The organism is Mesorhizobium sp. M3A.F.Ca.ET.080.04.2.1, from assembly GCF_003952525.1.
Classification (GTDB): domain Bacteria; phylum Pseudomonadota; class Alphaproteobacteria; order Rhizobiales; family Rhizobiaceae; genus Mesorhizobium.
Genome location: NZ_CP034451.1, coordinates 644,975 through 664,515, shown reverse-complemented (window position 1 = coordinate 664,515; position 19,541 = coordinate 644,975). Strand labels below are relative to the sequence as shown.

General features: G+C 62.6%; 18 protein-coding genes. 13 read left to right on the top strand and 5 right to left on the bottom strand.

What is annotated here, in order from left to right; genetic code table 11:
* Positions 1 to 15: 15 nt before the first annotated feature.
* The 3 genes from rpiA to gor all read left to right on the top strand — a co-directional run bounded on the left by rpiA (position 16) and on the right by gor (position 2,816).
* Entirely contained in the window at positions 16 to 747 is a 732-nt protein-coding gene (gene rpiA / locus EJ074_RS03100) for a ribose-5-phosphate isomerase RpiA (RefSeq protein ID WP_095807355.1), read from the top strand.
* On the top strand, positions 734 to 1,318 hold the full coding sequence (locus EJ074_RS03095; RefSeq protein WP_095807356.1) for a DUF2059 domain-containing protein: 585 nt from the start codon (positions 734 to 736) through the stop codon (positions 1,316 to 1,318). The genes rpiA and EJ074_RS03095 overlap by 14 nt, the downstream gene beginning before the upstream one ends.
* A gap of 109 nt (positions 1,319 to 1,427) precedes the next feature.
* Positions 1,428 to 2,816 carry a glutathione-disulfide reductase gene (gene gor, locus EJ074_RS03090; RefSeq protein WP_095807357.1) on the top strand — a complete coding sequence of 463 codons (1,389 nt, stop codon included), beginning with the start codon at positions 1,428 to 1,430 and terminating at the stop codon, positions 2,814 to 2,816.
* A 114-nt stretch (positions 2,817 to 2,930) separates the two neighbouring features.
* Here the strand turns inward: gor and EJ074_RS03085 are convergent, their stop codons facing one another.
* Positions 2,931 to 4,823 (bottom strand): ABC transporter ATP-binding protein/permease, encoded by a 1,893-nt coding sequence (locus tag EJ074_RS03085; RefSeq protein WP_165349837.1) that lies wholly within the window; start codon positions 4,821 to 4,823, stop codon positions 2,931 to 2,933.
* 538 nt (positions 4,824 to 5,361) lie between these two features.
* On the opposite strand from EJ074_RS03085, the gene EJ074_RS03080 reads away from it, so the two are divergent.
* Positions 5,362 to 5,793, top strand: a complete 432-nt coding sequence (locus tag EJ074_RS03080; RefSeq protein ID WP_095807358.1) for a hypothetical protein — start codon at positions 5,362 to 5,364, stop codon at positions 5,791 to 5,793.
* A gap of 4 nt (positions 5,794 to 5,797) precedes the next feature.
* Here EJ074_RS03080 and EJ074_RS03075 read toward each other — a convergent pair whose 3' ends face one another.
* Both EJ074_RS03075 and EJ074_RS03070 read right to left on the bottom strand, forming a co-directional pair.
* A complete protein-coding gene (locus tag EJ074_RS03075) occupies positions 5,798 to 6,478 on the bottom strand; it encodes a DsbA family protein (RefSeq protein ID WP_095807359.1) in 681 nt (226 codons plus the stop codon).
* A 31-nt stretch (positions 6,479 to 6,509) separates the two neighbouring features.
* Positions 6,510 to 8,330, bottom strand: coding sequence for an extracellular solute-binding protein (locus EJ074_RS03070; protein WP_095807360.1), 1,821 nt, complete (start codon positions 8,328 to 8,330; stop codon positions 6,510 to 6,512).
* A 284-nt stretch (positions 8,331 to 8,614) separates the two neighbouring features.
* Between EJ074_RS03070 and EJ074_RS03065 the strand changes: the two genes are divergently transcribed.
* Positions 8,615 to 9,235, top strand: a complete 621-nt coding sequence (locus EJ074_RS03065; protein ID WP_095807361.1) for an invasion associated locus B family protein — start codon at positions 8,615 to 8,617, stop codon at positions 9,233 to 9,235.
* Positions 9,236 to 9,307: 72 nt separating this feature from the next.
* Here the strand turns inward: EJ074_RS03065 and hspQ are convergent, their stop codons facing one another.
* Together hspQ and EJ074_RS03055 are read right to left on the bottom strand one after the other, a co-directional pair.
* Positions 9,308 to 9,631, bottom strand: a complete 324-nt coding sequence (hspQ, locus tag EJ074_RS03060) for a heat shock protein HspQ (protein WP_165349836.1) — start codon at positions 9,629 to 9,631, stop codon at positions 9,308 to 9,310.
* A gap of 310 nt (positions 9,632 to 9,941) precedes the next feature.
* Positions 9,942 to 11,153, bottom strand: a complete 1,212-nt coding sequence (locus EJ074_RS03055) for a UbiH/UbiF family hydroxylase (protein WP_095807363.1) — start codon at positions 11,151 to 11,153, stop codon at positions 9,942 to 9,944.
* Between the two features lie 100 nt (positions 11,154 to 11,253).
* On the opposite strand from EJ074_RS03055, the gene EJ074_RS03050 reads away from it, so the two are divergent.
* The 8 genes from EJ074_RS03050 (at position 11,254) to EJ074_RS03015 (ending at position 19,537) form a co-directional block, all read left to right on the top strand.
* Positions 11,254 to 12,147, top strand: a complete 894-nt coding sequence (locus EJ074_RS03050; RefSeq protein WP_095807364.1) for a DUF2182 domain-containing protein — start codon at positions 11,254 to 11,256, stop codon at positions 12,145 to 12,147.
* A gap of 12 nt (positions 12,148 to 12,159) precedes the next feature.
* A complete protein-coding gene (locus EJ074_RS03045; RefSeq protein ID WP_095807365.1) occupies positions 12,160 to 12,774 on the top strand; it encodes a DUF1326 domain-containing protein in 615 nt (204 codons plus the stop codon).
* Positions 12,771 to 13,589 carry a phosphatidylcholine synthase gene (gene pcsA, locus EJ074_RS03040; RefSeq protein ID WP_165349835.1) on the top strand — a complete coding sequence of 273 codons (819 nt, stop codon included), beginning with the start codon at positions 12,771 to 12,773 and terminating at the stop codon, positions 13,587 to 13,589. The genes EJ074_RS03045 and pcsA overlap by 4 nt, the downstream gene beginning before the upstream one ends.
* Positions 13,590 to 13,619: 30 nt before the next feature.
* On the top strand, positions 13,620 to 14,597 hold the full coding sequence (locus tag EJ074_RS03035; RefSeq protein WP_095807366.1) for a quinone oxidoreductase: 978 nt from the start codon (positions 13,620 to 13,622) through the stop codon (positions 14,595 to 14,597).
* Positions 14,598 to 14,812: 215 nt separating this feature from the next.
* On the top strand, positions 14,813 to 16,390 hold the full coding sequence (locus EJ074_RS03030; protein ID WP_165349834.1) for an ABC transporter ATP-binding protein: 1,578 nt from the start codon (positions 14,813 to 14,815) through the stop codon (positions 16,388 to 16,390).
* On the top strand, positions 16,387 to 17,499 hold the full coding sequence (locus tag EJ074_RS03025) for an ABC transporter permease (RefSeq protein WP_095807368.1): 1,113 nt from the start codon (positions 16,387 to 16,389) through the stop codon (positions 17,497 to 17,499). The genes EJ074_RS03030 and EJ074_RS03025 overlap by 4 nt, the downstream gene beginning before the upstream one ends.
* Positions 17,499 to 18,419, top strand: a complete 921-nt coding sequence (locus tag EJ074_RS03020) for an ABC transporter permease (RefSeq protein ID WP_095807369.1) — start codon at positions 17,499 to 17,501, stop codon at positions 18,417 to 18,419. The genes EJ074_RS03025 and EJ074_RS03020 overlap by 1 nt, the downstream gene beginning before the upstream one ends.
* A gap of 50 nt (positions 18,420 to 18,469) precedes the next feature.
* Positions 18,470 to 19,537, top strand: coding sequence for a BMP family ABC transporter substrate-binding protein (locus tag EJ074_RS03015; protein WP_129552767.1), 1,068 nt, complete (start codon positions 18,470 to 18,472; stop codon positions 19,535 to 19,537).
* The last annotated feature ends 4 nt before the right edge of the window (positions 19,538 to 19,541 follow it).

Here is a 19,541-nt window from a genome sequence, read left to right as displayed (position 1 = left end):
GGAGCCGGAACAGGCATGGACGCAAGGCAGTTGAAAGTCGAAGCCGCGCGCGCGGCCCTAGCCCATGTCGGCAGCGGCATGCGGCTCGGCATCGGCACCGGCACGACCGCGGAGGAGTTCGTCCGGCTGCTGGCCGAGAAGGTCGCGACCGGCCTCACCGTCATCGGCGTCCCCACATCCGAGCGCACCGCGGCTCTTTGCCGTGAGCTCGGCGTGCCGCTCTCCACTCTTGAGGAGACACCGGAACTCGATCTCACGATCGACGGCGCCGACGAGGTCGATCCGGAACTGACATTGATCAAGGGCGGCGGCGGGGCGCTGCTGCGCGAGAAGATCGTGGCGGCGGCCTCCGAGCGCATGATCGTCATTGCCGACCGGTCGAAGATGGTGGGCATGCTTGGCCGCTTTCCGCTGCCCATCGAGGTCAATAAGTTCGGCCTACGCGCGACCGAGATTGCCATTGCCGCGGCAGCGGCAAGCCTCGGCCTTGCCGGCCCCATTACATTGAGGATGACGGGAGCCGAGCCATTTGTTACAGACGGCGGCCATTTTATCCTCGATGCATCTTTTGGCCGCATTCCGGATACAAGAGCGCTTTCGCATGCTCTCCACGCCATTCCAGGCGTTGTCGAGCACGGTCTTTTCATCGGGCTGGCGTCAACGGCCATCATCGCCGGCGGCGACGGCATTCAAACCGTCCATGCCCCCCGAAAACCAGGGAGTCCTATTCATCATGATGTTGCATAACCGGGTTCGCCGCCTTTCGACCATTCTGGCGGCCTCAGTCGTCCTCGCGCTGTCTTCGCCGGCATTTGCGCAGGATGTCAGCGAATCGCATCTCAAGGCCGCGCGTGCCGCGGTCGTTGCGATCCACGCCACGGATTCCTTCGACAACATCCTGCCGCAGGCCGCGGCGGCGCTCGAGTCGCAGCTGATCCAGAAGAACCCGGATATGCAGGAGCTGATCGCCAAGACGGTCACCGAAAAGGCCATGTCGCTGGCGGCGCGGCGCGCCGATCTCGAGAAGGAAGCAGCTATGGCCTACGCCAAGGTGTTCTCCGAAAAGGAGCTCAACGACATTGCCGCCTTCTACAGCTCCGATTCCGGCAAGAAGCTGCTCGACAGCGGCCCTGCCGTGACGCGCGACCTCGTCAAGGCTGCCGATATCTGGCAGAACGGCCTGGCCCGTGATCTCGCCCAGCAGGTTGGTGAGACGCTGGCGGCCGCCGCCAAGGCAAAAGCTCCGGCCGCCCCGGCGGCCGCGGACGGCTCCGCACCCGCGGACAACGCGGCTCCGGCCGACGACTCGCAGAACTGATGCGGCCCCAGCCATTGGACCAAGAAAGCCCGGCCTCGCCGGGCTTTTCTTTTGATCATTGGCAGCCTACCTCTGGCTCGTCCTTCTATTGCGCAGGAGTACCCTCGTCATGGCCGGTTACGACTACGACCTTTTCGTCATCGGCGGAGGTTCGGGCGGGGTGAGGGCGGCCCGCGTGGCTGCCACGCTGGGCAAGCGCGTCGGCATTGCCGAAGAATATCGCTTTGGCGGCACCTGCGTCATCCGCGGCTGCGTGCCCAAGAAGCTCTACGTCTACGCCTCGCAATTTCCAGAGCATTTCGCAGACGCCGCCGGCTATGGCTGGAGGGTGCCCGAGGCGAGCTTCGACTGGCCGACCCTGGTGGCCAACAAGGACAAGGAGATCGCCCGGCTCGAGGCGATCTACAAGAGCAACGTCGATGGAGCCGGCGGCGAGACCTTCCACTCGCGCGCCATGCTGATCGATCGGCATACCATCCATCTGCTCGGCGAGGATCGCACCGTCACCGCCGACCAAATTCTGATCGCCACCGGCGGCCGGCCCGCACCGCATCCCGCGCTCGCCGGCCATGAGCATTGCATCTTCTCCAACGAGGCTTTCGATCTGAAGCAGTTGCCAAAGGCAATCATGATCGAGGGCGGTGGCTACATCGCCGTGGAGTTCGCCAATATTTTTCATGGCCTCGGCGTCGAGACGACGCTCGTCTATCGCGGCAAGGAGATCCTGTCGCGCTTCGACATGGACCTGCGCCGCACGCTGCACGAGACGATGGAGAAGAAGGGCATCAGGATCCTGTGCCATTCGATCTCCGAATGGGTGCGGAGGAACCCGGCCGGCAGATTGGATGTGCTGCTCTCTTCCGGCAAGACTTTGACGGTCGACCAGGTGATGCTGGCGATCGGTCGCCTGCCTAATACGGAGAATATGGGACTCGAAGGCGTCGGCGTGGAACTCGGCAAGACGGGTGCGATCGTCGTCGACGAGTATTCCCGCACCAACATCGACAACATCTGGGCGATCGGCGACGTCACCCACCGCGTGCAACTGACGCCGGTCGCGATCCACGAAGCGATGTGCTTCATCGAGACCGCCTTCAAGAACAACCCGACTTCCCCTGACCACGACACCATTGCGACGGCGGTGTTCTCGCAGCCAGAAATCGGCACCGTCGGCCTGTCCGAGGACGAGGCGGTCAAGCGCTTCGCCGACATTGAGGTCTATCGCGCCTCCTTCCGTCCGATGCGGCACACGCTGTCCGGCCGCGACGAGAAAATGCTGATGAAGCTCGTGGTCGACGCCGGCACCAGAAAGGTGCTCGGCGCTCACATTCTGGGGCCCGATGCCGGCGAGATGGCGCAGCTTCTCGGCATTCCATTGAAGGCCGGGCTGACCAAGGAAGACTTCGACCGCACCATGGCGGTACATCCAACCGCGGCGGAAGAACTGGTCACCATGTACAAACCGAACTACCGCGTGAAGAATGGCGAGCGCGCCTGAAGCTTCGCATCCGGGGTCCGCGGCTAGGGGCTGGCAAGCCGAGGCGGGACCGGCGCGACTGTGACCGATCGCGCCATTCCGGTGGCTGGCGAGCGGCCAAGGGCTCGTTGGCTGTTATTTCTGCTTTAGCCGCCGCGGAAAGCGCAGCCACTTGTCCTCGGTCGGCCTGGGTTGGGCGAGGATGGTCGTGAGCTCGCGCGGCAGGGTGGGAACCAGCGGTTTCTTGGTTGCGACGCCGTCGGAGATCGCCACCACGCTGTGATAGAATTCCTCGCCCGAGAGCGAGCGCGGCGGCACGGCCTCATGCATCACGCTGATGACCGTGACGTCCGGGCAGTTGGCCTTGATCGCCTCGTGGAAGGCGATCTTGCCTTCGGGGTCGAGCGCGCCGGTCGCCTCGTCGAGGAACAACAGTCCCGGCTGCTGCAGGATGATGCGCGCGACCACCAGCTTCTGTTTCTGGCCGCCGGACAGGACCTGGTCCCAGATCTTGCCCTCGCGGCTTTCATCGGCAAGGTGCTCGATGAATTCGCCCAGGCCGGCCTTGTGTAGCGCCGCGGCCACCTGCATGTCGCTGTGATCGTGCTCGGAGCCCGGCAGGCAGACCAGCTGCTTCAGCGACACCTGCTGCAGCTTGACCTCCTGGGCGGCGTAAAAATTGGTGATCCCTTCCGGGAACACGATGGTGCCGCGGCCGTAGGGCCACAGGCCGTTGATCGCCTTGATCAGCGAGGTCTTCCCGCAACCGGATTCGCCCTTGAGGAACGTCCATTCGCCGCGGCGGAAGCGCAGGTTCGCAGCGCTGAGGAAGGGCGTGGCGTCCTCGCCCTGATGTGCCAGCTCGAGCTTCTGGATGGTCAGGCCGAAAACCGGGTTCTGGCTGGCGAAGCTGAAGTCGGAGCGGCCCGTCTGCTGGTAGAATTCCTGCGGCTTTTGCACGCCCTCTATCGCATTGGCGAGTTCGGTCACGCGCTGTGCGTTGGCCCGCAAAGTGGCAATGTCTGGCATCACGCGGATGAGCCAGGAACACTGGCCGATCAATTGGTTGATCATCTCGGCGCCGGTTACGTAGCCTTTGAGATCAAGCTTGTTGTGAATAAAGGAGACCAGACCAGGCGCATAGGCGATGATGCGAAAGCCCATAAAATTGTGAACCGCCTCGAATGAATTGTAACAGACGTTGACGACATTCAGCCTCGCCCAAGTCCGGTCGATGTCGCCATAGAGCCGGTTGTGCATCGTCTTCTGGACGTCTTCGGCGCGTGAGGCCGCGACATGGAAGCTACGACGAAGAAAGGTCGTCAATTCGCCGCGATAGCTGCCCTCGGCCTGCTGCAGCCGGACATTCAGGCGCTCTAGTGCTCGTCCAAGTTTTACTGCGATCCATGTGTTGAACGGCACGTAGGTTGCAATAGCGAGCAAGGCAAGAACCGCGCTGCCATAGGTTCCGAGGAACTCCAGCCCGGTAACCTCCACTGAAGACTGAATGAGGTTCTCGCCGATAAAATAGAGGGACGTGGCAACGCCAAGTACGCCCATGGCGAGGCCGATGGCACCGCCCGTCATGCCCTTGATCGATTCCTGGATGCGCTGGTCAATATTGTCAGGTGCGGCGGCCCCACTGCTTGGCGAACCATGCTGGGCGTGGAAATGGGTATGATTGGCATCAAGCAGTGCGTCATTGAACTGGCTGTTCAACCAGCCGCGCCATTTTCGGTGCAAGGTCGCCGACACCCAGCTTCTTGCGCCGGCGATGCCGGCATCTTTGAGCACAAAGAGAATCATGACGAGCCCCGCGTTGGTGAGCAACGTCTTGAGCGGCGAGGTGTTAGCAGCGTCATGATAGAAATTGACCGAGTTGGTCAATTCCCCCAGCATCAGAGCCAACCAGACACCGGTTTTGCTAAGAAGTGTTGTGAGAGATGCGATGACGAGCGTTAGCGTCCAGGCTTCCTTCCAGCGGTCGGAGAACCAGTAGGCTCGCATCAGCCCCCAGAAGCTACGCATCGACGACACCGGCGTCAGGGGCGAGGGTTTCGCGCCCCCGCTAGCTCGTTTTGCCGGTATTGTACGTCGCGGCCTGCCGACCCGAATCACGATCCCGTCCAAACCCTTTTTAGTTTTGTTACGGATAGTAACACCAATTGATCATTTTCTCTTAATTTTTTCCCCTCGAATGTGAGTCCGCCCACTTCGCGTTGCAGCAAGGCAACAGAAATGCATCGGGGCATCGGCACCAAGCCCGCGGGAAACATGAGTGAATTCAGTGAGCTGGAGGAGACTCCTCACGTCCGGCTCTGCTTTCCCCAAGGGAAGCAAAAAACACGGTTTTGTGAACCGAATGCAGCGTAGATCGGCGCGATTTCCGATCGTGAACTCACGGGAAGGGCGGAAAAGTGAGTTCTTGGCGCTTACTGAATGGTCCGTCAACGGGGACGCCCGCGCAGGTGATTCTTCGGATCGCACCCGCAGATGCGATCGGATTTGACAATTCGCGCTTTCCGGATCGAATTTGCTGGCGTGAACTGCACTGAGGGGATTTGAGATGCCTGCACGGGGACTTTCAGCCGCAATCATAACGGCAGCGATGCTGTCTCAGGCGCACGCCGCCAATCAAACCATTCCGGCGAATGCCGAAGGCCAGATCGAATTCATCACGCCGTCCGGCAATATCGGCTGCATCTACACGCCGAAGGGCGGCACCAGCACCTACCAGCCGCAGGATGGCGGTCCGGAACTGAGCTGTTCGCGGGTCGAGCCCAGCTACGTCACGGTCATCCTGGGCCCGACGGGGACCGCCACGCTCATCAACAATCCCGGAGAGCAGGGATGTTGTAGCGACGTGACCAAGCTGCGCTACGGCAATAGATGGAGCAAGGGACCGTTTTCATGCCAGTCGTCGACCAAGGGGCTGAGTTGCTCTGACGACAATGGCCATGGCTTCTTTGTCAGCAAGGCCAAGGTAACCGTCAAATAACCCCTCAGCTGGCCGCTTCCAGTTCGCCGCGCGCTTTGGTGGCCGCGACCTGGCGGATGGCGTCGGCAAGGGTGCCGGCGTCCTGCGCGCCCATGACGGCATATTTGCCTTCGAGCAGAAAGCAGGGCACACCGGTGATGCCCATGCGGGAAGCGGTGGCGATCTCGTTGCGGACCGCGTCGACATCGGCATCCGTCGGCAGCAGCGTTTCGATCACCGAGGCATCCAGGCCGGCGTCGCTGGCGGCTGCGGCCAGCACCGCGTGATCGCCCAGATTGGCTCCCTCTTCGAAATTCAATTGGAAGAGACGGCGCACCAGCCGGTTCTGGGCATCCTCGCCGGCGGCGCCCGCCCATCGGATGACGCGATGGGCGTCGAGCGTGTTCGGCGCGACCTTGATGGCGCCGAACGCGAAGCTGATCCCCTCGGCTTCACCGACAGGCTCGATGCGGGCATGGATCTGGCGGATCCGCTCGTCGCTGCCGAATTTGCCCAGCATGTATTCGCGGCGATCCATGCCTGCCGGCGGAATGGTCGGATCGAGCTGGAACGGCCGCCAGCGCACATGAACCTCGACATCGCTCGCGGCGGCAATGGCCTTGTCCAGGCGCTTCTGGCCGATGAAGCACCAGGGGCAAACCACGTCGGACACGACATCGACGGCGATTGAAGTCTCGGCGCTCATGCTCGTCTCCGTCTTGCGTTGGTCGGGAAGGTCAGTTGGGCTTGCGCCACCAGGTCGGCAGCTGGTACCCGAATATGGGGGTCTTTTGCGGATGTTCCAGATAGTTCCAGTACGCCACCCATTGCTGGGTGTTGTATTGCATCGGAACCATGTAGTTGCCCGAGATCAGCAGGCGATCGAGGACCCGCACCGCGGCGACATAATCTTCCTTGCTGCGGGCATTCAGCATCGCATTGATCGCCGCATCGACCGCGGGGTCCGAGACCCCCGCCAGATTGAACGACCCTTCCTGTTTGGCTGCGAGCGATCCCCAGCGACCGAACTGCTCGCTGCCGGGCGACAGTGAGTTGTTGAAGCCGCTGGAACCGATGAGCACCTCGAAATCGAAGCGCTGCTTGCGTGATTGAATTTGGTCGCCGTCCAGCGTGCGAATGGTGACGTCGATGCCGATCTTCTCCAGCGTGCGCTGATAGAGAGCCGCCAGGCGCTCCTCATCCTGCGATGACGTCATAATCTCGAAGGCCAGGGGATTTCCCTGCGGATCGAGCAGCCTGCCGTCCTGCAGATGATAGCCGGCAGCTTTCAGAAGCTCGAACGCCGCTTTCAACACCTTGCGGTCCTGGCCGGAGCCGTCGGTCACCGGCGGGCGCCAAGTGCCGTCCATCACGTCAGGCGGCACACGGCCGGGGTAGGGGGCAAGCAGCGCCTTCTCGCGGTCATCGGCAGGATGGCCGAGCGCCGAAAGCTCTGAATTCTGCCAGAAGCTCATCGTGCGGTCGAACTTGCCGCCGAACAGGTTCTTGTTGGCCCATTCGAAGTCGTAGAGCATGCCGAGCGCACGCCGCACGACAGGATCGGCAAACTTCGCAAGCCTGGTGTTGAACAGGAAGCCCGTCACCACGGGCGGGATCCCGGTGTCGAAATACTCCTGCTTGACGTCACCCTTGCGGAATGCCGGAAAGTCGATATCGCGCTCGCGCTTGACCGGATCGGATTCGTCGTCGATGGCGCAGATGCCCTTCTTGAACGCTTCCGTTTTGGCGTTGGCGTTGAGGAAATACTCGATTGTGATCTGGTCGAAATTGTCGAAGCCGCGCTTCGACGGGACGTCCTTGCCCCAATAGTCGGGATTGCGCTTGAAGACGATGCGCTGGCCGGGCTGGACCTTGTCAACCATGTATGGACCGCTGCCGATCAGCGGCTTCAGCGTCGTCTTGTCGAACGTTTCCTTGTCGAAAGCGTGCTTGGGGATGATCGGCGTCAGCGCGATGATCAGCGGAAATTCGCGATTGGCCTTCTCGTTGAAGGTGAATTTGACGCTGTGCTCGCCCGTCTTCTCCAGCTTGGCGACCATGCTCATGCGGTCGCTATAAGGCGGGCGGCCCTTGTCGGTGAAGACGTCATAGGTGAACAGCACGTCATCCGGCGTCACCGGTTGGCCGTCCGACCATCTGGCATTCGGATTGAGGTGGAACTCGATGGTCTTGCGCTCCGGGTCCATGTCGGCGGTGTCGGCAAGCAGACCGTAGAGGCTGAAGGGCTCGTTGTAGTTGCGCTGCATCAGCGGCTCGAAGACGAGATTGCCGTAGATCGTGTCGATCATGCCGCGCGCGGTAGTGCGCAGGCTCTTCAGGATGAAGGGATTGAGATTGTCGAAGCTGCCGACGACGCAATAGGTCACGCTGCCGCCCTTCGGCGCATCGGGATTGACGTAGTCGAAATGCTGGTAATCGCTCGGCAGCGCCGGCTCGCCCTGCATGGCGATGCCGTGCTTTGGCTCCGACAAAGCCGGAAGGAGCGAAAGGACCAGAAACGAGGTCGCGGCGGTCAGCCGAACGAGAACGCGGTCCATGACCGTCTCCTTGCAAAGGCGGTTTTGTGATTCGCCGTGCACCCTAGAGCATTTCGTCCGTTGATTGAATCGTTGCGCTGCGACGAAATCCAATCAGGCGAACCGCGGACGCACAAGCAGCAAAACTCTCTCAAGAATCGCAGAAACCGGGCTGGATTCGCTGCCCCCGGCAGTGTAACACGCGCTCCGAAGTCATGCTGTTGCCTCATTTCGGCAACAGGTAGCCAGGCCACCCGGCACGAAGAAGCCGGCCCCCCGGATCATTTGAGAGGAAAGTGCACCATATGACGATGAACGCGTATCGCCTTTCGGTTCTGGCCGCAGGCGTCGTCGGCGTCCTGGGCGCCGGGCTTTTCACCGCCTCGGCACAGCAGGCGCCGCAGATTCCGCAGGGCTGGTTCAAGGCCTGCACCAAGCAGGAAGACGTCGATATCTGCAACGTCCAGAACATCGTCACCGCCGGCAATGGCCAGCTCGTCACCGGCGTCAGTCTGATCGAGCTCAAGGGCAAGGTGAACCGCAAGGTGTTCCAGGTAACGGTTCCGACCGGCCGCATGATCGGTGCCGGCATCGGCCTCCAGATCGATACCGGAAAGGCGCAGAAGCTCGAATACGTGGTCTGCTTCCCCGACCGTTGCGTGGCCGAAGTGCCGCTGACCGACCAACTGGTCGCGTCGTTCAAGAAGGGGCAGGGGATCACCCTTACGTCGATCAATTTCCAGAACCAGCCGAACCCGGTCAAGGTTGCGCTGACCGGCTTCAGCGGCGCCTATGACGGCCCGCCGTTGCAGCAGTCGGACATCGAGGACCGTCAGAAGAAGCTGCAGGACTTCGTTGCCAAGAACAACCAGGACTTCGCCAAGAAGCTCAAGGAAGAGCAGGACAAGGCGAAGACCGCCAACTGATCGCCGGAGCGTTCCTGCGGGAAACAAAAAGCGGGGCAATTGTCCCGCTTTTTTTGCCCCTTCGTTGAGCGGTCAGTGCTTTGAATGACGTTTGGGCTCGTAGCGGCCGTCAGGCAGCTTGTGGAACATCTCGCGGATCTGGGGATGCCGCACGGGCTCCCCAGAGCGGTCCTCGAGCAGATTCTGCTCGGACACGTAGGCGATGTATTCGGTTTCGGAGTTTTCGGCGAGGAGGTGGTAGAAGGGCTGGTCCTTGCGCGGACGCACATCGGCAGGAATGGCCTCGTACCATTCCTCCGTGTTGGCGAATTCCGGATCGACATCGAAGATGATGCCACGAAACGGAAACAGCCGGTGGCGAACCACTTGTCCGATCGAGAATTTGGCCGTTTTCATCACGCTCACCACTTAGGTCCCGAGACGCCTTGCGTGGCCGCGCAGGTTCCTAAGATCTTGAATTTACACGTTGCGCGGTCAAAAATCGACCCCGACTTTCGGCTGGGTGCCTATTTGGCGTAGACGCTGCGGCACTTCAATGGCCTTAAGGCCTAAACCTTTTGCCTGAACCACTGCCGGCGCAAGGGTTAAGCCGCGCTGCCGGCGCCACCGCCGACCGCCATCGACGTCTTCGTCATCGCCCAGCCATATGGCGCCTGGGGCGCGGCGGGGCCCGACCGGGCAGTTTTACCTGGTTTTCTGACCGGTCTTACCGGCCCGCCTCTTTGCGCAGGCCGCCGGCGAGCGCGCGAAAGCCGCTGCCGGGCCGCAGGCCTTCGCGCATGAAGAAGGCGCGCAACGGCGCGAAGCTGCCCAGCGCATTGAGCCCGGCGCTGCGCGCCAGTTGCGCCGGCAGCATGTCCGACAGCAGCGACAAGTTGAGCAGGTTCACCGCGCCGCTGCGTGCCCATATGTCGGGCCGGCGCCTTGTGTCATAGGCAGCGAGGCTCATCCTTGACCCGGGATCTTTGCGGTTTTCGCTAGCGATTCCAATCAGATCGTCGATATCCCTGATGCCCAGGTTCAGGCCTTGCGCGCCGATCGGTGGAAAGACATGGGCCGCTTCCCCAACGAGGGCCACGCGGTTTTGCGCGAAGCGGCCCGGCGAGGCCGCCGATAGCGGATAGATCTGTCGGCCGGCCTCGACCGACACCCGGCCGAGCATCGACTGCATCTGCTCCTCGACCCGAGCAGAAAGCGCGGCATCGTCGAGTGCCGCGAGTTCTTTCGCCGTCTCCGGCTTGACCACCCAGACAAGGCTGGAGCGCTTGCCCGGCAGCGGCACCTGCGTGAAAGGCCCGGTCTCGGTGTGGAATTCGGTCGAGACGAAGCCGTGCTCGCTGCGATGGCTGAAATTGAGGACGAGCGCGGACTGGGGATAAGGCCGCGCGATGGCGCGAATGCCCGCGGCTTCCCGCGCCGGCGACAGGCGCCCGTCGGCCGCGACTGCCAGCGATGCTGAGACCTCGCTGCCATCGGCCAGGCTGGCATGAGCGAGATCGGCATCGAGCCGCCATGTCTCGACCATCGACGTTCGCCACTCGATGCCGGGATGAGTGGCAGCCGTCTTGGCAAGCACCGGGATCAGGACCTTGTTCGGCAAGTTGAGGCCGAACTGCTCTTCGCCGATCTCGCTGGCGCGAAAGGTGACTGTCGGGCTGCGGATCAGCCGCCGGGTCGCATCGACAATTCGCATCACCTTCAACGGCGCTGCTTGCGGCCTGAGCGCGGCAAGCACGCCCAGCCGCTCCAGGACTTTCAAGGCAGGGTTCATCAGGGCGGTGGTGCGGCCATCGCTGCCGGCGGCCTCGGGACCTGCAAGCGTCACGGCGAAGCCTGCCTCGGCGAAGCCGAGCGCTGCGATCAAGCCGGCCGGACCGCTGCCGGCAACCAATATGCGGGCTTTGTCGTTCTGCTCCACGCCAGGCTCCACAAGTGAGGGCGACCCGTCGGGCCTAACTGCGGATATAGGTCAGATCGGCAGGCTTGATCAACGCGGCGATTCGGCCCATTCGAGTGCCATGACCGGCCAGGAGCAGGATTTCAGCCGCCTCGACCGCGCCGGCCGCGCGGCGGCAAGCCTGGCGCGCAGTTCCCGCCTTGCTGTGACCATCGCGCTCGGCGCCGGCCTCGTACTCGCCTGGACTATCCTCGCGGCCATGGCTGTCCGTGGCGCTGAAAGCCGCGTCGGCGCGGGCGCTCCCGGCGACGCTCTGCTGCAGGGCCTGCCGCGAATGCCGCTGCCGCAATTCCTCGACCGCTTCTTCGCGCTTTGCCTTGCACCGGCACCGCTCGCAGGCTCGGCAGCCGTGCAGGTCCTCGCGCTCGTCCTGATGTGGTTTCTGATGGCCGTGGCGGCAATGCTGCCTTCGGCGGCGCCGATGATCCGCACCTATTGCGAGATTGCCGATACGGCGACGATCAAGAACGAGCCCGTCGTCCACCCGCTGGTCCTGGTTGCCGGCTATCTCACCACCTGGGTCGTCGCATCGGTCGCGTTCGCGGGACTGACGCTTGCGGCGAGCGCCTTGGCTTCATCGGGCCAGATGCTCGATCCCATTGGCGGACGTGCCGGGGCCGCCGCTCTGCTGATCGCCGGCCTCTACCAGTTCAGTGGGCTGAAGCAGACCTGCCTCAGGAAATGTCGGAATCCGTTCTCGACCTTGTTTGCCAACTGGAGCGCGAAGCCGGCGCGCATCTCCCGCCTTGGGCTGGAGCAGGGCATCTGGTGCCTGGGCTGCTGCTGGGCGCTGATGCTGGTGATGCTCGCCGTCGGCGCGACGAACATTTTGTGGATGGCGCTGATCGGCCTGTTCAGCCTGATCGAAAAACAGACCTCGGGCAGCGTGCCAAGCCGGATCGCCGGTGCGATATTGCTTGTCTGGGCAACCGCCCTGCTAGTAGTCTCCGCCTGAGGGGAGAACTCGATGACGGATCAAAGCTGGGCAATGAAGGGGGAACTGGTACTCTCCTGCAATTGCACGGTTTTTTGCCCCTGCGTGCTGTCCCTCGGCAGCCACCCGCCGAGCGAGGGCTATTGCCAGACTTGGGCAGGTTTCCGCATCGATGCCGGCCATTTCGGCGAGGTCGACCTCTCCGGTCTCAACCTCGGCCTGATCATGGAAATTCCGGGCTATATGAGTCGTGGCAACTGGACCGCCGGCCTGTTCATCGATCAGCGCGCATCGGTCTATGCGGTCAAGGCGCTGACCAGGATTTTCACCGGCAAGGCAGGGGGGACCACTTCGCTGCTTTCGATCCTCGTCGGAAAGTTCCTCGGCGTCGAGCAGGTGCCGATCACCTACGAGACGCGGGACAAGACACGCGTCTTTCAGATCCCCAAGATCATCGACGGCGCCGTGACGCCGGTTCCCGGCAAGAACCGCGAGAAGGACACGGTGATCACGAATTCCGAATACTGGATCGCGCCGGAAATCATCGTGGCGAAATCCGAGAAGAGCAAGATGCGCGCTTTCGGGCGCAACTGGAATTTCGCCGGTCGCTCGGCCGAAATCTGCAAGCTGGACTGGCAGGGACCGTGAGCAAGAACACAGCGGCCAGAAAAGCGGCCAAGAAGATCGCGGATCGGATCCCGCGGCCCAAGAAGAAGGTGACGTGGCCGCAGGCTCGCGCATTTTCCGTGCATCTGCTCACCGCGTCCGGCTCGTTCCTGGCCTTCCTGTCGCTGGTCGCGGCCAGCGAGGAGCGCTGGACAGCGATGTTCTGGTGGCTGGGCCTCGCCTTGTTCGTCGACGGGATCGATGGCCCGATCGCCAGGAAGCTCGAAGTCAAGGAGATCCTGCCGACCTGGTCGGGCGAACTGCTCGACAACATCATCGACTACGTGACCTACGTGCTCATCCCGGCCTTCGCGCTCTATCAGCGCGGGTTCATGGGCGAGAACCTGTCGTTCCTTTCGGCGGCCATCATCGTGGTCTCCAGCGCGATCTACTACGCCGACACCGGCATGAAGACGAAGGAGAACTTCTTCAAGGGTTTCCCCGTCGTCTGGAACATGGTGGTGTTCACGCTCTTTGTCATCGAGCCGGGTCAGTGGGTCTCGTTCGCCGTGGTCGTGGTCGCCGGGATCCTTACCTTCCTGCCGATCAACTTCATCCATCCCGTGCGGGTGGTGCGGCTAAGGCCGCTCAATCTCGGCATGACGCTACTGTGGTGTGCCTTCGGCGCGCTCGCCCTGGCGCAAGCCGCGCTTGCGGCCTTCTACGACAAGATCGGAGTCCTGGGCGAGCAAGTCAGCGACTTCACCAAGATCGGCATCACGGTGACCGGTCTTTATCTCGCCTGCATCGGTGGCCTCATGCAGTTGTTCCCCGGTCTTGGCGCCAAGAAATCCTGACCCTAGATTGGTTCCCGAAAGAGTTGAGCGATGTCCAAGGCGATCCGCATTCATGCCCATGGCGGCCCCGAAGTTCTGACTTATGAGGATGCCGATCCCGGCCAGCCGGGTGCAGGGCAGATCCTGATCAGGCACACGGCCATCGGGCTCAACTTCATCGACGTCTATCACCGGTCGGGCCTTTACCCTCCGCCTGGCGGGTTCCCGCTGATCCCGGGCGGCGAAGCGGCCGGGGTGGTTCTCGCTGTCGGGGCCGGCATAGACTGGCTGAGCCCCGGCGACCGCATCGCCTATGCGGTCACCGTCGGCGCCTATTCCGAACAACGAGTGATTGCCGCCGACCGTGTGGTCAAGGTGCCGGACGGCATCAGCGACGAGCAGGCCGCGGCCATGATGCTGAAAGGCATGACGGCAGAGTATCTGCTGCGCCGCACTTACAAGGTGAAGGCAGGCGACACACTTCTCTATCATGCCGCGGCCGGCGGTGTCGGCCTCATCCTCGGCCAGTGGGCGAAGCACATCGGCGCGACCGTGATCGGCACGGCGAGTTCTGCCGACAAGATCGAGCTCGCAAAGGCGCATGGTTTCGACCACGTCATCAACTACAAGGAGCAGGACTTCGTCGCCGGCGTCGCCGCCATTACCGACGGCAAGAAATGCGATGTGGTCTATGATTCCGTCGGAAACGATACTTTTCCCGCTTCGCTCGATTGTCTGAGGCCACTCGGCATGTTCGTCAGCTTCGGTCAGTCCTCAGGACCGATCCCGCCTTTCCCGGTGTCGCTTCTGGCGCAGAAGGGCTCGCTTTACGTGACCCGGCCGACGCTCTTCGTCTACAACGCCAGGCGCGAGGATCTGGTCGCCTCGGCGCAAGCGCTGTTCGATGTGGTCCTAAGCGGGGCCGTCGAGATCAAGATCAACCAGCGCTATGCGCTGAAAGACGCCGGCCAGGCGCAATCGGATCTGGAGAGCCGCAGGACGACCGGAGCGACCATCCTGGTTCCATGATCGCATTTTGCTCGGTTTCAGGTCCGTTGCCGAAGCTGAAGGCATGCGTTGCCCGAAAAGCTTGCCAGTTCCTTCCACGCTGCCAATAGGTCTATCTTACCTCTTGAGTTTCCGCTGGAATTCTTGAAGCTCTTTCAAGTCGGGTGCCGCTTTCCGACCCAAGCCGGCCGCGCATACGATACCAGCGGGAACACAGAACATATCCGGGAAGCTGGATGGGAGGCACTGTGAGTGCAGATCATGACAGGGCGAACCTGCTCGAGGTTCGTGGCCTTACGAAGATTTTCGGCACGCTGACGGCGTGCAATCATGTCGACCTCAACATTTCGAAGGGCGAGATCCACGCGCTGCTTGGCGAGAACGGCGCCGGCAAGTCGACGCTGGTCAAAATGCTGTTCGGATCGCTCGAGCCCAATTCGGGTGAGATCTTCTGGGAAGGGCAGGCCGTCAGGATCACCAGCCCCGGCGTGGCGAAGAAGCTCGGCATCGGCATGGTGTTCCAGCATTTCTCGCTGTTCGAGGCGCTGACGGTGGCCGAGAATATTGCCCTGTCGCTGAATGACGGGTCGCCGATCGGCGCGATTGCCGCGAAGGCGAGGGCGCTCTCCTACAGTTATGGCCTGCCGCTCGATCCGGAATCGCTGGTCGGCGATCTCTCCGTCGGCGAGCGCCAGCGCATCGAGATTATCCGCTGCCTGCTGCAGACGCCGCAGCTCATCATCCTCGACGAGCCGACCTCGGTGCTGACGCCGCAGGAAGCCGACAAGCTGTTCGAGACACTCGAAAGGCTGCGGGCGGAAGGCAAGTCCATCCTCTACATCTCGCACCGGCTGGAAGAGGTCAAACGCATCTGCGACCGCGCCACGGTGCTGCGCCACGGCAAGGTCGTGGGACATTGCAATCCGCGCCAGGAGACGGCCGCCTCGCTCGCCCGCATGATGGTCGGCAACGAGGTCAAGGCGGTGGTGCGCGCGCCCGCCGAAGGCATGGCGACCGCGCCGGCGCTTCTGGAGATCCGCGCTCTTACCCGCAAGCCGGCAACACCGTTCGCCGTACCGCTCAAGAACATCGATCTCACCGTACGCGCCGGCGAAGTGATCGGAATCGCCGGTGTGGCCGGCAACGGCCAAGGCGAATTCTTCGAATCCGTCTCCGGCGAAGTGCTGCAGCAGGATGCCGCCTCCGTGCGCATCCGCGGCAAGAATGCCGGAGCGCTTTCGATCACCGGCAGGCGGCTGATGGGTGCTGCCTTCGTGCCGGAAGAGCGCCTTGGCCACGGCGCGGCGCCGCGCATGAAGCTTTCGGAGAACCTGCTGCTCTCGCGCCATGCCACCGACGGCAAGGCGTTCGTCGGCTCCGGCGGCATGGTCAAGAATGCTTCCGTCTACAGTGCCGCCCAGCGCATCATCACCGCGATGGATGTGCGCAAGAGTGCGCCCGACCCGGAAGCGGCGGCGCTATCAGGCGGCAATCTGCAGAAATTCATTGTCGGCCGCGAGCTCGATCGCAAGCCGAGCGTCATGGTCGTCAATCAGCCGACCTGGGGCGTCGACGCGGGCGCCGCTGCCCATATCCGCCAGGCGCTGATCGAGCTGGCTCGGAGCGGCTCGGCGGTCCTTGTCATTAGCCAGGACCTCGACGAGCTGTTCGAACTGTCGGACGCGATTGCGGTGATGCACAACGGCGAATTGTCCGCGCCGCTGCCCATCGCCGAGGCGACCTTCGAAAAGATCGGCCTGTTGATGGGCGGCGCCGAGCCCGGCCACGCTCAACACACCATGGAGACGGCATGATGCGCCTCGAACTGGTCAAACGCCCGCAGCGCTCGGCGCTGTTTTCGGTGCTGTCGCCCTTCATCGCCTTCGCGCTGACGATGCTTGCCGGCGCCATCATGTTCGCGTTGCTCGGGGTCAATCCGCTCGACGCCTTCAATATCTATTTCATCCAGCCGGTCAGCGAGATCTGGCAATTGCACGAACTGGCGATCAAGGCAGCGCCGCTCATCCTGATCGCGGTCGGCCTGTCGGTCTGCTACAGGGCCAACATCTGGAATATCGGCGCCGAGGGCCAGTTTATCCTGGGCGGCATCTTTGGCTCGATCGTTCCGGTGCTGTTTCCGGAATTCGAAGGGCCGCTGGTGCTGCCGCTGATGCTGCTGCTCGGCATGCTCGGCGGCGCCCTCTATGCCGCCATCCCGGCGCTGCTGAAAACCCGCTTCAGCACCAACGAGATCCTGACCAGCCTGATGCTGGTCTATGTGGCGCAACTCTTCCTCGACTGGCTTGTGCGCGGGCCCTGGCGCGACCCCGAGGGTCACGGCTTTCCACAGACCATCCAGTTCGGCGACTCGGCCATCCTGCCCGAGTTGATGCCGGACGCCGGCCGCGCCAATTGGGGTTTCGTCTTCGCGCTGGTCGCCGCTGTGGCGATCTGGCTGATGATGAGCCGCATGCTGAAGGGTTTCGAGGTGCGCGTGCTCGGCTCGAGCCCGAGAGCTGGGCGCTTCGCCGGTTTCGGCTTCAACAAGATGGTTTTCTTCACCTTCCTGCTGTCCGGCGCATTGGCCGGTCTTGCCGGCATCTCGGAAGTCTCCGGCGCCATCGGCCAGCTGCAGCCGGTGATCTCGCCCGGCTATGGCTTCACCGCCATCATCGTCGCCTTTCTCGGCAGGCTCAATCCGCTGGGCATCGTCGCCGCGGGCCTCGTGCTGGCGCTGACCTATCTCGGGGGCGAGGCGGTGCAGAGTGCGCTCGGCATCTCCGACAAGGTGGCGCGCGTCTTCCAGGGCATGCTTTTGTTTTTCGTGCTCGGCTGCGACACCCTCATTCACTACCGCATTCGTGTGATCGGCTTCGCGGCGCCGAAACTCGAGGCCGCGCCCAAGCTGGAGGAGGCACGCTGATGGACATCACCATCAACATCCTTTTGACCATCGCGACCGCGGCGACGCCGCTCCTGATCGCGGCGATCGGCGAACTCGTGGTGGAGCGCTCCGGCGTGCTCAATCTCGGCGTCGAAGGCATGATGATCATGGGCGCCGTCGGTGGCTTCGGCGCCGGCTATCTCACCGGATCGCCCTGGATCGGCTTGCTTGCCGCGATCATTGTCGGCGCGCTGTTTTCGCTGCTCTTCGCCGTCATGACTCTGTCGCTGGCGACCAACCAGGTGGCAACCGGCCTGTCCCTGACACTGCTCGGCCTCGGTCTTTCCGGCATGATCGGCACCAGTTTCGTCGGCCAGCCGGGCGTCAGGCTGCCGAACCTCGACATCCCCGTGCTGAGTTCGATCCCTGTGATCGGCAGGCTGATCTTCGGCCAGGATCCGCTGTTCTACATCTCGATCGCGCTCACGGCCGCGGTGATGTGGTTCCTGTTCAGGACGCGCACCGGCCTCACGCTGCGCTCCATCGGCGACAGCCACTCTTCGGCGCATGCGCTCGGCATCAAGGTCATCCGCTACCGCTATCTGGCGGTGATCTTCGGCGGCGCCTGCGCCGGACTTGCCGGCGGACACCTGTCGCTGGTCTATACGCCGCAATGGGTGGAGAACATGAGTGCCGGCCGCGGCTGGATCGCGCTGGCACTGGTGGTGTTCGCCTCCTGGCGTCCGTGGCGGGTGCTGGCCGGCGCCTACATCTTCGGCGCGGTCTGGATCGGCCAGCTTCATGCACAGGCTTTCGGCATTCCGGTGCCCTCGCAGTTCCTTTCTTCGCTCCCCTATCTGGCAACCATCGTGGTTCTCGTTCTAATCTCGCGCAACAAGCGTCTGACGATGATGAACACGCCGGCTTCCTTGGGGCAGCCATTCGTTCCGGATCGTTGACAACAAAAAAAGACGGGAAGCTCCAAGGCATAACTCAGAGAGGTAACACTATGAAAAAACTGCTTATTGCGTTGATGACCACGGCGGCGGCGCTGTCGCTGGCGGCGACCGCCCAGGCGGCCGACAAGCTTAAAGCCTGCTGGGTCTATACGGGTCCGATCGGCGACTTCGGCTATTCCTACCAGCACGACCAGGGCCGCCTCGAGGTCGAGAAGGCGCTCGGCGACAAGGTCGAAACCGCTTACCTTGAAAACGTCTCGGAAGGCCCCGACGCCGACCGCGCCTTCGAGCGCCTAGCGCGCGAGAAGTGCAAGATCATCTTTGGTACGTCGTTCGGCTTCATGGACGCCGAGGTGAAGGTCGCGAAGAAGTTCCCCAATGTGATGTTCGAGCATGCCACCGGCTACAAGACCGGCAAGAATCTCGGCATCTACAATGCCCGCTTCTATGAAGGCCGCTATGTTCTCGGCCAGATCGCGGCCAAGCAATCGAAGAAAGGCCTCGCCGGCTACATCGTATCCTTTCCGATCCCGGAGGTGGTGATGGGCATCAACTCCTTCATCCTCGGGGCGCAGTCGATCAATCCCGACTTCAAGGTCAAGATCGTGTGGGTCAACTCCTGGTTCGATCCGGGTAAGGAAGCCGACGCCGCCAAGGCCCTGTTCGACCAGGGCGCCGACATCATCGTCCAGCACACCGACTCGACCGCCGCCCTGCAGGTCGCGGAAGAGCGCAAGCTGCATGGCTTCGGCCAGTCGTCCGACATGATCAAGTTTGCGCCGAACGCGCAGCTGACCTCGCTCACCGACGAGTGGGGGCCGTATTATATCAGCCGTGTGCAGGCAGCGCTCGACGGCACCTGGAAGCCGGATAATGTCTGGCTGGGCATCAAGGACGGGGCCGTGAAGCTCGCCCCCTTCACCAACATGCCGGATGACGTCAAGGCGATGGCCGAGGCGACCGAGAAGAAGATCGCCGGCGGCTGGAATCCCTTCACCGGTCCGGTGTCCAAGCAGGACGGCTCGCCCTGGCTGAAAGACGGCGAGGTCGCCGACGACGGCACGCTGCTCGGCATGAACTTCTACGTCAAGGGCATCGACGACAAGCTGCCGCAGTAAGCAG

Excerpts from the sequence above, each read along its gene's own strand:
- EJ074_RS03020 (WP_095807369.1), top strand. The coding sequence starts at position 17,499 with ATGGACATCACCATCAACATCCTTTTGACCATCGCGACCGCGGCGACG.
- EJ074_RS03095 (WP_095807356.1), top strand. The coding sequence starts at position 734 with ATGATGTTGCATAACCGGGTTCGCCGCCTTTCGACCATTCTGGCGGCC.
- EJ074_RS03070 (WP_095807360.1), bottom strand. The coding sequence starts at position 8,330 with ATGGACCGCGTTCTCGTTCGGCTGACCGCCGCGACCTCGTTTCTGGTC.
- rpiA (WP_095807355.1), top strand. The coding sequence starts at position 16 with ATGGACGCAAGGCAGTTGAAAGTCGAAGCCGCGCGCGCGGCCCTAGCC.
- EJ074_RS03075 (WP_095807359.1), bottom strand. The coding sequence starts at position 6,478 with ATGAGCGCCGAGACTTCAATCGCCGTCGATGTCGTGTCCGACGTGGTT.
- EJ074_RS03035 (WP_095807366.1), top strand. The coding sequence starts at position 13,620 with ATGTCCAAGGCGATCCGCATTCATGCCCATGGCGGCCCCGAAGTTCTG.
- EJ074_RS03030 (WP_165349834.1), top strand. The coding sequence starts at position 14,813 with ATGGGAGGCACTGTGAGTGCAGATCATGACAGGGCGAACCTGCTCGAG.
- EJ074_RS03025 (WP_095807368.1), top strand. The coding sequence starts at position 16,387 with ATGATGCGCCTCGAACTGGTCAAACGCCCGCAGCGCTCGGCGCTGTTT.
- EJ074_RS03080 (WP_095807358.1), top strand. The coding sequence starts at position 5,362 with ATGCCTGCACGGGGACTTTCAGCCGCAATCATAACGGCAGCGATGCTG.
- EJ074_RS03045 (WP_095807365.1), top strand. The coding sequence starts at position 12,160 with ATGACGGATCAAAGCTGGGCAATGAAGGGGGAACTGGTACTCTCCTGC.
- EJ074_RS03085 (WP_165349837.1), bottom strand. The coding sequence starts at position 4,823 with ATGCGTAGCTTCTGGGGGCTGATGCGAGCCTACTGGTTCTCCGACCGC.
- EJ074_RS03050 (WP_095807364.1), top strand. The coding sequence starts at position 11,254 with ATGACCGGCCAGGAGCAGGATTTCAGCCGCCTCGACCGCGCCGGCCGC.
- EJ074_RS03065 (WP_095807361.1), top strand. The coding sequence starts at position 8,615 with ATGACGATGAACGCGTATCGCCTTTCGGTTCTGGCCGCAGGCGTCGTC.
- gor (WP_095807357.1), top strand. The coding sequence starts at position 1,428 with ATGGCCGGTTACGACTACGACCTTTTCGTCATCGGCGGAGGTTCGGGC.
- EJ074_RS03015 (WP_129552767.1), top strand. The coding sequence starts at position 18,470 with ATGAAAAAACTGCTTATTGCGTTGATGACCACGGCGGCGGCGCTGTCG.
- hspQ (WP_165349836.1), bottom strand. The coding sequence starts at position 9,631 with ATGAAAACGGCCAAATTCTCGATCGGACAAGTGGTTCGCCACCGGCTG.